Source organism: Salinicola sp. JS01, from assembly GCF_030284585.1.
Classification (GTDB): Bacteria; Pseudomonadota; Gammaproteobacteria; order Pseudomonadales; family Halomonadaceae; genus Salinicola.
Map to the genome: position 1 here is coordinate 1507434 of NZ_CP127244.1, position 12590 is coordinate 1520023.

Annotated in this window: 13 protein-coding genes; 5 read left to right on the forward strand and 8 right to left on the reverse strand. The window is 67.3% G+C overall.

Going from position 1 to position 12590, the window contains the following annotated elements; all coding sequences use genetic code 11:
* Window positions 1-6: 6 nt before the first annotated feature.
* On the reverse strand, window positions 7-1356 hold the full coding sequence (gene miaB / locus QO259_RS06860) for a tRNA (N6-isopentenyl adenosine(37)-C2)-methylthiotransferase MiaB (protein ID WP_285952267.1): 1350 nt from the start codon (window positions 1354-1356) through the stop codon (window positions 7-9).
* Between the two features lie 250 nt (window positions 1357-1606).
* Here miaB and QO259_RS06865 point away from each other — a divergent pair, with 250 nt between their 5' ends.
* The 3 genes from QO259_RS06865 to QO259_RS06875 all read left to right on the forward strand — a co-directional run bounded on the left by QO259_RS06865 (window position 1607) and on the right by QO259_RS06875 (window position 3581).
* Complete coding sequence (locus tag QO259_RS06865; RefSeq protein ID WP_035469689.1) at window positions 1607-1936, forward strand: DUF1820 family protein; 330 nt, start codon at window positions 1607-1609, stop codon at window positions 1934-1936.
* Between the two features lie 291 nt (window positions 1937-2227).
* Window positions 2228-2848 (forward strand): TIGR04211 family SH3 domain-containing protein, encoded by a 621-nt coding sequence (locus tag QO259_RS06870; RefSeq protein ID WP_285952268.1) that lies wholly within the window; start codon window positions 2228-2230, stop codon window positions 2846-2848.
* Window positions 2849-2945: 97 nt separating this feature from the next.
* Window positions 2946-3581 (forward strand): class I SAM-dependent methyltransferase, encoded by a 636-nt coding sequence (locus QO259_RS06875; RefSeq protein ID WP_285952269.1) that lies wholly within the window; start codon window positions 2946-2948, stop codon window positions 3579-3581.
* A 103-nt stretch (window positions 3582-3684) separates the two neighbouring features.
* Here the strand turns inward: QO259_RS06875 and QO259_RS06880 are convergent, their stop codons facing one another.
* The 7 genes from QO259_RS06880 to ggt all read right to left on the reverse strand — a co-directional run bounded on the left by QO259_RS06880 (window position 3685) and on the right by ggt (window position 11319).
* Window positions 3685-4278 (reverse strand): YajG family lipoprotein, encoded by a 594-nt coding sequence (locus QO259_RS06880; RefSeq protein ID WP_035469684.1) that lies wholly within the window; start codon window positions 4276-4278, stop codon window positions 3685-3687.
* A gap of 70 nt (window positions 4279-4348) precedes the next feature.
* Window positions 4349-5431, reverse strand: coding sequence for a sulfate/molybdate ABC transporter ATP-binding protein (locus QO259_RS06885; RefSeq protein WP_035469682.1), 1083 nt, complete (start codon window positions 5429-5431; stop codon window positions 4349-4351).
* Complete coding sequence (gene cysW, locus QO259_RS06890) at window positions 5428-6255, reverse strand: sulfate ABC transporter permease subunit CysW (RefSeq protein ID WP_285952270.1); 828 nt, start codon at window positions 6253-6255, stop codon at window positions 5428-5430. The genes QO259_RS06885 and cysW overlap by 4 nt, the downstream gene beginning before the upstream one ends.
* Window positions 6255-7109 (reverse strand): sulfate/thiosulfate ABC transporter permease CysT, encoded by an 855-nt coding sequence (gene cysT, locus QO259_RS06895; protein WP_285952271.1) that lies wholly within the window; start codon window positions 7107-7109, stop codon window positions 6255-6257. The genes cysW and cysT overlap by 1 nt, the downstream gene beginning before the upstream one ends.
* Window positions 7106-8131, reverse strand: a complete 1026-nt coding sequence (gene cysP, locus QO259_RS06900) for a thiosulfate ABC transporter substrate-binding protein CysP (RefSeq protein ID WP_285952272.1) — start codon at window positions 8129-8131, stop codon at window positions 7106-7108. Before cysP ends, cysT begins: the two co-directional genes overlap by 4 nt.
* 255 nt (window positions 8132-8386) lie before the next feature.
* Window positions 8387-9541, reverse strand: a complete 1155-nt coding sequence (locus QO259_RS06905) for an MFS transporter (RefSeq protein ID WP_285952273.1) — start codon at window positions 9539-9541, stop codon at window positions 8387-8389.
* Window positions 9542-9576: 35 nt separating this feature from the next.
* Window positions 9577-11319, reverse strand: a complete 1743-nt coding sequence (gene ggt, locus QO259_RS06910; protein ID WP_285952274.1) for a gamma-glutamyltransferase — start codon at window positions 11317-11319, stop codon at window positions 9577-9579.
* A 227-nt stretch (window positions 11320-11546) separates the two neighbouring features.
* Between ggt and rpe the strand changes: the two genes are divergently transcribed.
* A complete protein-coding gene (gene rpe / locus QO259_RS06915) occupies window positions 11547-12236 on the forward strand; it encodes a ribulose-phosphate 3-epimerase (protein ID WP_035469669.1) in 690 nt (229 codons plus the stop codon).
* A gap of 10 nt (window positions 12237-12246) precedes the next feature.
* Window positions 12247-12582, forward strand: a complete 336-nt coding sequence (locus QO259_RS06920) for a GIY-YIG nuclease family protein (RefSeq protein ID WP_233076916.1) — start codon at window positions 12247-12249, stop codon at window positions 12580-12582.
* Window positions 12583-12590: the final 8 nt, after the last annotated feature.

Consider the following 12590-nt stretch of genomic DNA (forward strand, 5'->3'; position numbering starts at 1 on the left):
GCGGCATCAATAGCGGGCGTCGGAGACCAGCTCGCCGCGCAGCGAGTTGGGCAGCGCCTCGGTGATCGAGACGTCGACGAAATGGCCGATCAGGCGGGTCGGGTCGTCGGCGCGGAAGTTGACCACGCGGTTGTTCTCGGTGCGCCCGGAGAGCTGGCCCGGGTCCTTGGGCGAGAAGCCGGTGACCAGGATGCGCTCGACGTTGCCGACCATGCGCCGGCTGATCTGCTGGGTCTGCTGATTGAGCCGTGTCTGCAGTATCGCCAGGCGCTGCTTCTTGGTCTCCTCCGGCGTGTCGTCGGGCAGTGAGGAGGCCGGGGTGCCCGGACGCTTGGAGTAGATGAAGCTGAACGAGGCGTCGAAGCCGATGCGCTGGATCAGATCCATCGTCTGGGCGAAATCCTCGTCGGTCTCGCCGGGGAAGCCGATGATGAAATCCGAGGAGAAGCTGATGTCCGGACGCAGGGCGCGGATACGCTCGAGCTTGTCGATGTACATGTCGCGACCGTGGCCGCGTTTCATCGCCGCCAGGATGCTATCGGAGCCTGACTGCACCGGTAAATGCAGATGGCTGACCAGCTCGGGGATCTCGGCGTAGGCCTCGATCAGGCTGTCGGAGAACTCCACCGGGTGCGAGGTGGTGAAGCGGATACGGTCGATGCCCTCGACGGCGGCCACGCAGGCGATCAGCTCGGCCAGGTCGATCTCGTCGCCCTCGGCGTCGTGGCCGCGGTAGGCGTTGACGTTCTGTCCCAGCAGGTTGATCTCGCGCACGCCCTGGTCGGCCAGATGCACCACCTCTTCCATCACCGACTCGAACGGCCGCGAGACCTCCTCGCCACGGGTGTAGGGCACCACGCAGAAGGTGCAGTACTTCGAACACCCCTCCATCACCGAGACGAAGGCGGTGGCGCCGTCGGACTTGGGCTTGGGCAGGTGGTCGAACTTCTCGATCTCGGGGAAGGTGACGTCCACCGTCTGGATCGGCGTCGCGCTCTTGCTGCGCGCGTCGAGCATCGTCGGCAGCCGGTGCAGGGTCTGCGGACCGAACACCATGTCGACGTGCGGTGCGCGCTTGCGGATGTTCTCGCCTTCCTGACTGGCCACGCAGCCGCCCACGCCGATCACCAGGTCGGGCTTGGCGGCCTTCAGCTTCTTCCAGCGGCCGAGCTGATGGAACACCTTCTCCTGCGCCTTCTCGCGGATCGAGCAGGTATTCAGCAGGATGACGTCCGCTTCACGCTCGTCGTCGGTCATCTCGAGGCGGTGGGACTCACCGAGCAAATCCGCCATGCGGGCGGAGTCGTACTCGTTCATCTGGCAGCCGTGCGTCTTGATGAAGAGCTTCTTCGTCATGGGTTGCGTTGCGGCCATGCGCGCGTCACCGGTACTCGTGGGGAAAGAGGAAAAGAGCGTTTCGCGCGGTGGGGTGTCGCCGTCGAGCGAGGTCGCCATCGTCGCGAACGCGGCATTATACGGCCGCCGGCGGCTGGCGGCCAACCCGTGGCGCTCGCAAGCCCATCCGGCTGTGATACTCTTGCGCCTATTTGCGACCCGGACTGCGCTGGTGCTGCCGGGCGCGGTGATGTCGGAGAGTCTTGCGTCTATGTCGTCCAAGCCGGTCTATCGGGTGGTCTTCCACAATCAGGGGGAAGTGTGGGAACTCTACGCCCGCGAGATCTTTCAGAGTGACCTGTGGGGATTCATCGAAGTGGAGGCGTTCGTCTTCGAGGATCAGTCGAAGGTCGTCGTCGATCCCAGCGCCGAGAAGCTGCGCCGCACCTTCGATGGCGTCAGCCGCAGCTACATCCCCTACAGCGCGATCGTGCGTATCGACGAGGTCGAGCGCGGCGGGGTGGCCAAGGCGGTCAAAGCCGAGGGCAACGTCGCCGAATTCCCGCGCCCGATGGCGTGGCCGCCGCGCGAGGATAGCTGAGCTCGAGTCTGGCGCAGACGTCGACGTTGATCAGAAATTCACCAATCTGTCGCCAGCGCCGGGATGACCGGAGTGTGACGACGACATGAAACCAGTTGTCCCAAACGTTATCCACAGAAAGTGTGGATGTCTCCCCGAGAGAGGTTGGGGATGGCCAGCGAGCAACCGGACAACCGCCGCGGACGCCCGTCGTTCGCGGCCCAACGATGCCTCTGCAGGACGCGGAGGCCGCTCATCGTCGCGTGGAACGAAGCCGAAACGTTATCCATTAGCCACTAAGATCACGACGACATGTTGAAAATGCGAAATGTTGCGATGGGCTGCGCCGTGGGCGCGGCGCTTTTGTTCTCCGCCGGCGTCTCGGCGCAGAGCGACCACTGGGTCAGCGACAAGCTGCCCACCTTCGTGCGCAGTGGTCCCACCGATGGCTACCGCATCGTCGGTACCCTCGACAGCGGTGACCCGGTCACGGTGTTGCAGACCCAGGGCGACTACACCCAGGTGCGCGGCCCCGACGGCGACGAAGTCTGGATCCAGTCGCGCTTCGTGCAGGACACGCCGAGCGCCCAGCAGCAGCTGCCGGCCCTGCGTGACAAGGTCGCCAGCCTGACCCAGCGCCTCGACGGCATCGACGACGAGTGGAACCAGCGCGTGGCGGACCTGCGCAGCGAACTCGCCAGCCGTCAGCAGCAGGTCGACAAGCTGCAGGCGAGCAACAACCAGCTCAGCCAGGCCTACTCCCAGGCGGAGTCCAAGATGCGCAACATGCAGGCGCGTCTGGATACCCAGGAGGAGGACCTGCTGATGCGCTACTTCATGTACGGCGGCGGGGTCGCCGGCGCGGGTCTGATCCTGGGGTTGATCGTCCCGCACCTGCCGCGTCGCCGGCGCAAGCGCGACCGCTGGTTCTGAGATCGCCGGGTGACGGCGCCGAGATCTCGGGCCAGAGTGGTACTGACGCTTCGGGCCAACCGATGATGCGGGCGTCGAGTAAAGAGGGCAGGGGCGGATGCAGATCGACTGGCTGAGACGCTGGCGCGAGGGGCGCATCGGGTTTCATCGCGACGCGCCGCATGCCGCGCTGGTGAATCACTGGCCGCAGCTGGGACTGGCCCCCGGTGCCAAGGTGCTGGTGCCGCTGTGCGGCAAGAGCCACGACATGCGCTGGCTGGCGGCGCAGGCGCATCCGGTGCTGGGTGTGGAGCTGTCGCCGCTGGCGGTGGATCAGTTCATCGGCGAGGGGGCACTGCCGGCCCTGCGCTATGCCCAGGCCGGTTTCTCCTGCGTGCGCCAGGGGCGGATCGAGCTGTGGTGCGGTGACTTCTTCCGCTTCCACGTCGAGCAGGCCGCCGAGCTCGCGGCTTTCTACGACCGCGCCGCGCTGATCGCGCTGCCGCGTGCCACGCGGCAGCGTTACGCCCACCATCTGGCCCAGCTGTTCCTGCCGGGGACTCAGGGGCTGCTGGTCACCCTGACCCACGCCGACGGCGAGCAGGGGCCGCCCTACAGCGTCGATGCTGCGGAGGTCGAGCGGCTGCTGGGCCCCAACTTCGCCCTGCAGCGCCTGGAGGGCCCGGGCGAACCCGACGCCAAGGGGGCCTGCGAGACGGTGTGGCATCTGCTGCGACGTGGGCCGTGCCGCTGAAGTGCGACCCTTCCGCCGACTCTGCTAGAGACGACGCCCGCGGCCTTCCGGTCGCGGGCGTCGTCGTCTGGTACGCCTTGGGGTACTGCCTGCTTTACGGCGTTCAGCGTGCCAGCAGATTGGCCAGCTGCTGGTCGCGGAAGGTGCGATCCAGGGCGCTGCTGAGCAGCTCGCTGACCATGCGGTTGTTGGTGTCCCAGTCGGGCTTGAAGGCGTAGCTCTGCTTGCGCTTGGCGGTGTAGCGGCCGGTATAGGTGTTGCTGCCGTTTTCCACCTTGGCGGCGATGATCGCCTGCAGCTGGGAGGCGCCGAGCAGCGGCTCGTCGGCATTGCCGCGAGCGTAGTCGAGCTCGGCCAGGGTCAGGGTCAGCGAGGGGCCGCCGGTGTCCTGGGTCGTGGGGTTGAAGCCCATGCTGCGCAGTGCGTTCTCGGCCTGAGCCTGCAGCTTGGGAATCACGTCATGGGCTTCGACGGTGATGGTCGAGGTGGCCGAGGCGGTGCCGGAGCGGGTGCCGATGACGTTGTCGTCGCGTCCGTCGACCACGTTCAGGGTGACCGTCTGGCCGCTGCCGGTGTGCGGAAAGCCGCCGCTCACCTTCGGCTGTACGGAAAGGATCTGGGGGCTCTGGGCGCAGGCGGCGAGCAGGCCGAGCACCCCAAGAACCGCCACGCACTTGAGCGCAAACCACTGACGCATAACGTACCTCTCGAATTGACGGGGGAAGACCCGCCCAGTATAGACGCCCCGGGCGCGAGCTCGTAGCGCCTCAGCCGACCGGCAGCGCGACATTCTGCGCACCCGCGGCATCGAAGCCGTGCAGCCGGCTGGGCAGGGCGAACAGCCGCCGCCCGCGGGTGATGCCCAGGCGTTCGAACTCGGCGTGGCTGACGCTGGCCAGCCACGGCTCCTCGAGCCAGTCGGCCTCGAGTTCGAGGCGCACTTCGGCGCCCACCGGCACGATCGACGCCACGGTGACCGGCAGGTGCGCCGCGGGGATGGCACGCTCGGCCAGATGCACTTCGTGGGGGCGTAGCAGCAGCTCGCGGCGGCCCGGCTCGACCCCCGGTACGCTGACGCTGGCATTGCCGCAGGTCAGCCGGCCCTCGATGACGTCACCCTCGAGCCGGTTGACGTCACCCAGGAACTCGAACACGAAGCGATTGGCCGGCTCGCGATAGAGGGTGTCCGGGGTGGCGATCTGCTCGACCCGGCCGTTACTCATCACCACCACGCGGTCGGAGAGTTCCAGCGCTTCCTCCTGGTCGTGGGTGACGAACAGGCTGGTGAAACCGAGTTCCTCATGGAGGTGGCGTAGCCAGCGGCGTAGCTCCTGGCGCACCTTGGCGTCGAGCGCGCCGAACGGCTCGTCGAGCAGCAGCACATCGGGCTTGAGCGCCAGTGCGCGGGCCAGCGCCACGCGCTGCTGCTGGCCGCCGGAAAGCTGGGCCGGGAAGCGCTCGGCGAAGGCCGCGAGCCGCACCATTTCCAAAAGCTGCATGACCCGCGTGCGGATCTCGCCGTTCGACGGGCGTTGGCGCCGTGGCAGCGCGCGCAGGCCGAAGGCGACGTTTTCGAACACGCTCATATGGCGGAACAGGGCGTAGTGCTGGAACACGAAGCCGATCCGGCGTTCGCGCACGTGCACCTGGGTGACTTCGCGCTCGCCGAAGTGGATGCTGCCGCCATCGGCCTGCTCGAGGCCGGCGACGATGCGCAAGAGCGTGGTCTTGCCCGACCCCGAGGGGCCGAGCAGGCCGATCAGCTCGCCATCGCGGATATCGAGGTCGATCGGCGCCAGCGCGCGGGTGGTACCGTAGGTCTTGTCGATCTGCGAGATACGGATGCTCATGCGAGGCTCTCCCGGCGCGCCGCGCGCCATTCGAGTGCCGCCTTGGCGGCCAGGGTCAGCAGCGCCAGCAGCGCCAGCAGCGAGGCGCTGGTGAAGGCACCGACGGTATTATAGTCCTGATACAGCTGCTCCACCTGCAGCGGCAGGGTGTTGGTCTGTCCGCGGATCGCCCCGGCGACCACCGAGACCGCGCCGAACTCGCCCACCGCGCGGGCGTTGGTCAGGATCACGCCGTAGAGCAGGGCATGACGGATCTTGGGCAGGGTGACGCGGCGGAAGATTGTCCAGCCGGAGGCGCCCAGGGTCACCGCGGCTTCCTCCTCGCGGGCGCCCTGGGCCTGCATCAGCGGGATCAGCTCGCGGGCGACGAAGGGGCAGGTGACGAAGATCGTTACCAGCACGATGCCCGGCCAGGCGAACATGATCTGGATGTCGTAGCCGTCGAGCCAGCCGCCGAGCCAGCCATTGCGGCCGTAGAGCAGCAGGTAGACCAGCCCGGCGACCACTGGCGAAACCGCGAAGGGGATATCGATCAGGGTCTGCAGCAGACGCCGCCCGGGGAAGCTGAAACGGGTCACCAGCCATGCCAGGAAGATCCCGAACACCAGGTTGATCGGCACCGTCAGCAGCGTCACCAGCAGGGTCAGGCCGATCGCCGCCAGGGTGTAGCGGTCGCTCAGGTTCTGCCAGTAGAGATCGATGCCGCCCATCAGCGCCTGGGCGAAGATCGCCACCAGTGGCAGCAGCAGGAACAGCGCGGTCAGCACCAGCGCTACGCCGATCAGCAGCCGACGCACGCCGGGGGCATCACCGATACGGATCATCAGGCGCCTCCCCCATGCAGGCGGCGAATGAAGCGCCCCTGCCACAGATTGATCACCAGCAGCAGGACCAGCGAGGTCGCCAGCACGATCGAGGCCACCGCGGCGGCGCCGGCGTAGTCGTACTCCTGCAGCTTGACGAAGATCATCAGCGAGGTGATCTCGGTCTCGAACGGCTTGCCGCCGGCGATGAAGATCACCGCGCCGAACTCGCCCAGCGAGCGCACGAAGGCCAGTCCCGTGCCGGTGACCAGGGCCGGCCACAGATGGGGCAGGATCACCCGGCGGAAGGCGTGGCCGTCACGCGCGCCCAGGGTCACCGCGGCCTCGTCGACCTCGCTCGGTAGATCCTCGAGGATCGGCTGTACCGTGCGCACCACGAACGGGATGCTGGTGAAGGCCATGGCCAGGGCGATGCCGACCCAGGTGTAGGCGATCGGCAGGCCCAGTGTCTCGAGCCAGCGCCCGACCCAGCCCTGGCTCGAGTAGAGCGTTGCCAGGGTGACCCCGGCGACTGCGGTGGGCAGGGCGAAGGGCAGATCCATCAGCGCGTCCACCAGACGCTTGCCGGGGAACTCGTAGCGCACCAGCACCCACGCCATCAGCAGCCCGAAGGCGGCGTTGAACAGCGCCGCCACCGCCGCGGCGAGCAAGGTCACCCGGTAGCTGGCGAGGATGCGCGGGTCGCTGATCAGAAACCAGTACTGCGACAGGCTCAGCTGCGACAGCTGCCCCACCAGACTGGTCAGCGGCAGCAGCAGGATCAGCGAGACGAACGTCAGCGTCACCCCCAGCGAGAGCCCGAAGCCCGGCAGGACGCGGCGGCTGGCCTGCCGGCGCAGAGTCGCGGCGATCATCGGCGCTGCAGCTGGTCCAGCTCGCCGCCGCTGGCGAAGTGAGTCTTCATCGCCTCGGGCCAGCTACCGAAGACGTCCTCGACGCGCAGCAGCTCGGTCTGCGGGAAGCGATCGCTGAATTCGGCCGCCACCGCCTCGTCGTTGACCCGGTAGTTGAAGCTGGCGAGCAGGCGCTGGGCCTCATCGGTGTAGAGGTAGTCCAGGTAGCCCTTGGCCAGATCCAGGTTGCCGTTGCGCTCGGCGTACTCCTCGACCACCGCCACCGGGAACTCGGCCAGGATGCTTACCGGCGGCACCACCACCTCGTAGTCATCCGCACCGTATTCGTTGCGAATGTTGTTGACCTCGGACTCGAAGGTGATCAGCACGTCGCCGATGCCACGCTCGACGAAGGTGGTGGTGGCGCCGCGACCCCCGGTGTCGAACACCTCGACGTTGCCCAGGAAGCGCTTCATGTAGGCTTCGATCTTGGCCTTATCGCCGTCGAAGGCCTGGTCGGCGTAGGCCCAGGCGGCCAGATAGGTGTAGCGGCCGTTGCCCGAGGTCTTGGGGTTGGGGAACACCAGCTCGACGTCTTTGCGCGCCAGGTCGTCCCAGTTGTTGATCTGCTTGGGGTTGCCCTTGCGCACCAGGAAGGCGGTGGTCGAGTAGTAGGGCGAGGCGTGATTGGGATACTGCGCCTGCCAATCCTTGGCCACCAGCCCGGCGTCGGCGAGCACGTTGACGTCGGTGACCTGGTTGAAGGTCACCACGTCGGCGCGCAGGCCCTGCATGATCGAACGCGCCTGGGTCGAGGAGCCGCCGTGGGACTGCTTCACGCTCACCTTTTCGTCGTGCTGCTGCTGCCACCAGTCGATGAACTTGGGATTGACTGCGGCGAACAGTTCACGGGCGATATCGTAGGAGGCGTTGAGCAGCTCGCGGGGCTGGTCGGCCTGGGCCGGGGCGACGCTACCCAGAGCGAGGGTCAGCCCCAGGGTGGAGGCGGCGAGCCAGCGGCGAGACGAAGCGAGTCGGAGCATGTGGGTTCCCTGAATGGTGATGGCTTGTCGCGCGCGGACGCGCGGCGCTCTTGTCTTATGAGTCTGTCTTGTCGTTCCGTCGTACGGACCTGTCGAGTCTAGACACGCAGGCTAAATAAACCCATATGGAATTACAATATGTCTATGTATGCCATTTGGATATAACGATCCGCGGCCCTTCTATAAGCGCCGCGGATCGCGCGCGTGGACGCCAACGCCAGCATTTCTGAGCGCTGCGGCGGCGACCCAGGTCGCTCAATGGCCTCGGCCCAGCGCCAGCAGGCCGAGCAGAGGACCGGGCAGCAGCAGCCAGGCCAGCGACTGCCCGAGCAGGGGCAACCACGGCAGCAGCAGGCCCAGCGAGAGCGCCGAGATGGCGAAGCCGATGGCGTTCTGCAGGGTCAGCGCGCTGCCCACCAGCGCGGCGGGGCAGGCACGCGCCGAGAGCGCCGAGAAGTGCGGCGAGTCGATCACCGCCAGCAGGCTCCAGGCGCCGAGCAGCACGATCAGCGCCGCCGTAGGCAGGGTGTCGGCGGTGAGTGCGTAGAGCGTGGCGCACAGCGCCGAGCCGGCCAGCCCCCAGCGCGCCACTGACCGGCTGCCGTGGCGCTGGCTCAGCCAGCCGCCTAACCAGCAGCCGGGCGCGCCCACCGCGATCAGGGCGAAGCTCGCGAGTGCCGCGCCGCTCGTGGAGAGCCCGGGCAGGGCGTGCAGAAGCCATAGTGGCAGCAGCGCCCACAGCGTATAGAGTTCCCACATATGACCGAAGTAGGCGCCGGCGGCGCGGCGAAACTCAGGCAGGCGAAAGGCTGCCAGCCCGCCCAGGCGTGGCCGTGATGGGCATGGCTCCGGAGGCGGCGCTTCCCCCAGCCAGTCCACGCCGGCGCCACCGGTCACTGCCAGCAACGAGGCCAGCCACAGCGTCAGTTGCCAGCCGCCGCCGAGGTCCAGCGCCGCCAGCAGGTGCGGCATCGCGGTGCCGAGCACCAGCATGCCGACCAGCCACGCCAGCGCCGCGCCGGTGCGCTCGGGGGCCCAGCCCACCATCAGCTTCATCCCCACCGGGTAGATGCCGGCCAGCGCCATGCCGGTGATCAGGCGCAGTGCCACTGCCGGGCCCAGCCCGCCGGCATGCACCAGAGCCGCATTGCTGGCGGCACCGATCACGCAGCACACGGCGAACACCCGACTGGCGTCGCGGCGGTCGGCAAGCCCGCTGAGCCCGATCCCCAGGGTGCCGAGCAGAAAGCCCACCTGCACCGCGCCGGTGAGCCAGGCCAGGTCATCGGCATCCAGCGCCCAGGCCAGACGCAGCTCGGCGAGTAGGGCGTTGGGCGTGAACCAGAGCGAGGTGCCGAACCACTCGGCGAGGGCGATCACCAGGATCGCCAACGGCGGCCGGCGTGACATCACCGCCGGCCGCTCGTGTCACGCCGGGCGTGCACTCACAGCCCCATGGCGGAGGAGGTCGAGCGGCGCGGGTCGGCGCCGCCGGTGAAGGTGCCGTCGGGTTCGATCAGGATCGACTGCGCGGCGCCCATCGCCTCCTGCTGGCTGAGGGTATGGCCCATCGCCTCGAGCAGCGCCTGAGTGTCGGGGCTGATGCCATCCTCGATGCGGATCTCGTCGGGCAGCCACTGATGGTGGATACGCGGCGCGCTGACCGCGCTCTGGATGTTCATGCCGTGATCGATCACGTTCATCACCACCTGCAGCGTCGTGGTGATGATGCGCGAGCCGCCGGGGCTGCCGGTGATCAGGAAGTTCTTGCCATCCTTCTTGACGATGGTCGGCGTCATCGACGACAGCATGCGCTTGCGCGGCTCGATCTTGTTGGCTTCGCCGCCGATCAGACCATAGGCGTTGGGCGCGCCTGGCTTGGCCGAGAAGTCATCCATTTCGTTGTTGAGCAGAAAGCCGGCGCCATCGACCACGATGCCCGAGCCGTAGCTGAAGTTGATGGTATAGGTATTGGAGACCGCCAGGCCGCTGTCGTCGGCGATCGAGAAGTGCGTGGTCTCGTTGGACTCGTAGGGCAGCGGGTTGCCGGCGGCGATCTCGGCGCTCGGGGTGGCGTGGTCGAGGGGGATCTCGCCGCGCAGCTCGGCGGCGTAGGCCGGCGAGGTCAGCCCGGCCAGCGGTACGTCGACGAAGTCGGGGTCGCCCAGGTATTCGGCGCGATCGGCGTAGGCGCGCTGCATCGCCTCGGCCATCAGGTGAATGGTGCGCGCCGAGTTGAAGCCCATGGCGTGGATGTCATAGCCCTCGAGGATGTTCAGCATCTGCACGATATGCGCGCCGCCGGAGGAGGGCGGGCTCATGGCGTAGACATCGTAGCCGCGATAGTTGCCGTGCACGGGTTTGCGAATCGTGGGCTGATAGTCGGCCAGATCCTGGGCGGTCATCAGGCCGCCGTGGCGCTGCATCTCGGCGCTGATCAGGCGCGCCGTCTCGCCCTCGTAGAACTCGCGCGGGCCCTGGGCGGCGATGCGCTTGAGCGTGGCGGCGAGATCGGGCTGGCGGAACAGCTCGCCGGCCTGGTAGTTCGAACCGTCGGGCTTGTAGAAGACCTTGCGCGTGGCGTCCCACTGCTCGAGGCGATCCTTGGCCTGGGCCAGCCCTTCGGCGAAGCGCGGTGGCACCTCGAAGCCCTCTTCGGCCAGCTTGATCGCCGGGGCCAGCGCCTCGGCCAGGCTCAGGGTGCCGTACTTGTCCAGCGCCAGCGCCAGGCCGGCCACCGTGCCGGGTACGCCGGCAGCGTTGTGGGTGAAGCGCGAGAGCTTGGGTACCGCCTCGCCCTGATCGTTCTGGAACATCGTCGTGTAGGCTGCCGCGGGCGCCTTTTCGCGGTAGTCGATGGCGATCACCTCGTCGCGCTGCTCATCGGAGATCAGCATGAAGCCGCCACCGCCGATATTGCCCGAGCGCGGCTGGGTCACCGCCAGCGCAAAGCCGGCGGTGACCGCGGCATCCACCGCATTGCCGCCCTTGGCGAGCACGTCGTGGGCGATCTGCGAGGCCAGGTAGTGGCTGGTCGCGACCATGCCGTGCTCCCCCACCTGCGGATGAAAACGCTCGCCCTCGAGGATCGCCGAATCGGCCTGCGCCAGTGGCGCGATGCCCAGATAGAGCGTGGAGAGCGTGATCGACAGCCAGCACCGGGCGCGCGGGCGAAAGAGTGAGGACATGGCGTAGGCTCCTTGAACTGATCCCGTCATGGGTCTTTATCTGGGTTTTGGTCTTGTTTGGCGCGGGGCCCGGGACGCTCGGCGCCAGCGGCGTTCTCCCGCTACCCGCTGGCCGAGCATAGCCCGTGGGCGCACGATCGGCTAACCGCAGCGGCGCCGAGGGCTGCTAGAATGCAGGCAGACTCGAATCCATGCCCACGCCCATCACTGCCAGGACGCTGCGTCATATGCGTGATTTCAAGATTGCCCCCTCGATTCTCTCCGCCAACTTCGCCTGCCTGGGGCAGGAGGTGGACGATGTGCTGGCCTCCGGCGCCGACATGATCCACTTCGACGTGATGGACAACCACTACGTGCCCAATCTGACCATCGGCCCCATGGTGTGCGAGGCATTGCGCAAGCACGGCGTCACCGCACCGATCGACTGCCACCTGATGGTCAAGCCGGTGGATCAGCTGATCGGCGACTTCATCGACGCCGGGGCCAGCTACGTCACCTTCCACCCGGAAGCCTCGGAGCATATCGATCGTTCGCTGCAGCTGATCAAGAGCCGTGGCTGCAAGGCCGGGCTGGTATTCAACCCGGCCACGCCGCTCTCCTATCTCGACTACGTGATGGACAAGCTCGACATGATCCTGCTGATGAGCGTCAACCCCGGCTTCGGTGGCCAGTCGTTCATTCCCGCCGCGCTCGACAAGCTGCAAGAGGCGCGGCGCCGGATCGACGCCAGCGGGCTGCCGATCCGGCTGGAGATCGATGGCGGGGTGTCGCCGCAGAACATCGCCGAGATCGCGCGTGCCGGCGCCGATACCTTCGTCTCCGGCTCGGCGATCTTCAAGGCGCGCAGCCTCGACGATCCGCATCGCTACGATGGCGTGATCGGCGAGATGCGTAGCGCCCTGGCGGCATTGGACTGAGGCGACAAAGGTGAGCGAATGCCCGGGCGACGACGCACCAGCGGTCGCCGCGCGCCCCTGGTATCTCTATCTGATTGAGACCGCCGCCGGGGCGCTCTATACCGGTATCACCACCGACGTCGCGCGGCGCTTCGCCGAGCACAGTCGCGGCAAGGGGGCACGCGCGTTGCGCGGGCGTGGGCCGCTGACGCTGCGCCATGTCGAGCAGGTGGGGAGCCAGAGCGAGGCGCTCAAGCGCGAGGCGGCGATCAAGCGCCTGGGTGCGGTCCAGAAACGGCGCTGGCTGGCACAGCGCGAGGGCGATTGTCATCGAACTGTCATTATCTCCGAGACGTCCAATCCGTAGACTGTAAC

Coding starts and splice junctions, on each gene's coding strand:
- ggt (WP_285952274.1), bottom strand. CDS start 11,319: ATGTCCTCACTCTTTCGCCCGCGCGCCCGGTGCTGGCTGTCGATCACG.
- QO259_RS06875 (WP_285952269.1), top strand. CDS start 2,946: ATGCAGATCGACTGGCTGAGACGCTGGCGCGAGGGGCGCATCGGGTTT.
- QO259_RS06905 (WP_285952273.1), bottom strand. CDS start 9,541: ATGTCACGCCGGCCGCCGTTGGCGATCCTGGTGATCGCCCTCGCCGAG.
- QO259_RS06880 (WP_035469684.1), bottom strand. CDS start 4,278: ATGCGTCAGTGGTTTGCGCTCAAGTGCGTGGCGGTTCTTGGGGTGCTC.
- miaB (WP_285952267.1), bottom strand. CDS start 1,356: ATGACGAAGAAGCTCTTCATCAAGACGCACGGCTGCCAGATGAACGAG.
- QO259_RS06885 (WP_035469682.1), bottom strand. CDS start 5,431: ATGAGCATCCGTATCTCGCAGATCGACAAGACCTACGGTACCACCCGC.
- cysP (WP_285952272.1), bottom strand. CDS start 8,131: ATGCTCCGACTCGCTTCGTCTCGCCGCTGGCTCGCCGCCTCCACCCTG.
- cysW (WP_285952270.1), bottom strand. CDS start 6,255: ATGATCCGTATCGGTGATGCCCCCGGCGTGCGTCGGCTGCTGATCGGC.
- QO259_RS06865 (WP_035469689.1), top strand. CDS start 1,607: ATGTCGTCCAAGCCGGTCTATCGGGTGGTCTTCCACAATCAGGGGGAA.
- rpe (WP_035469669.1), top strand. CDS start 11,547: ATGCGTGATTTCAAGATTGCCCCCTCGATTCTCTCCGCCAACTTCGCC.
- cysT (WP_285952271.1), bottom strand. CDS start 7,109: ATGATCGCCGCGACTCTGCGCCGGCAGGCCAGCCGCCGCGTCCTGCCG.
- QO259_RS06870 (WP_285952268.1), top strand. CDS start 2,228: ATGTTGAAAATGCGAAATGTTGCGATGGGCTGCGCCGTGGGCGCGGCG.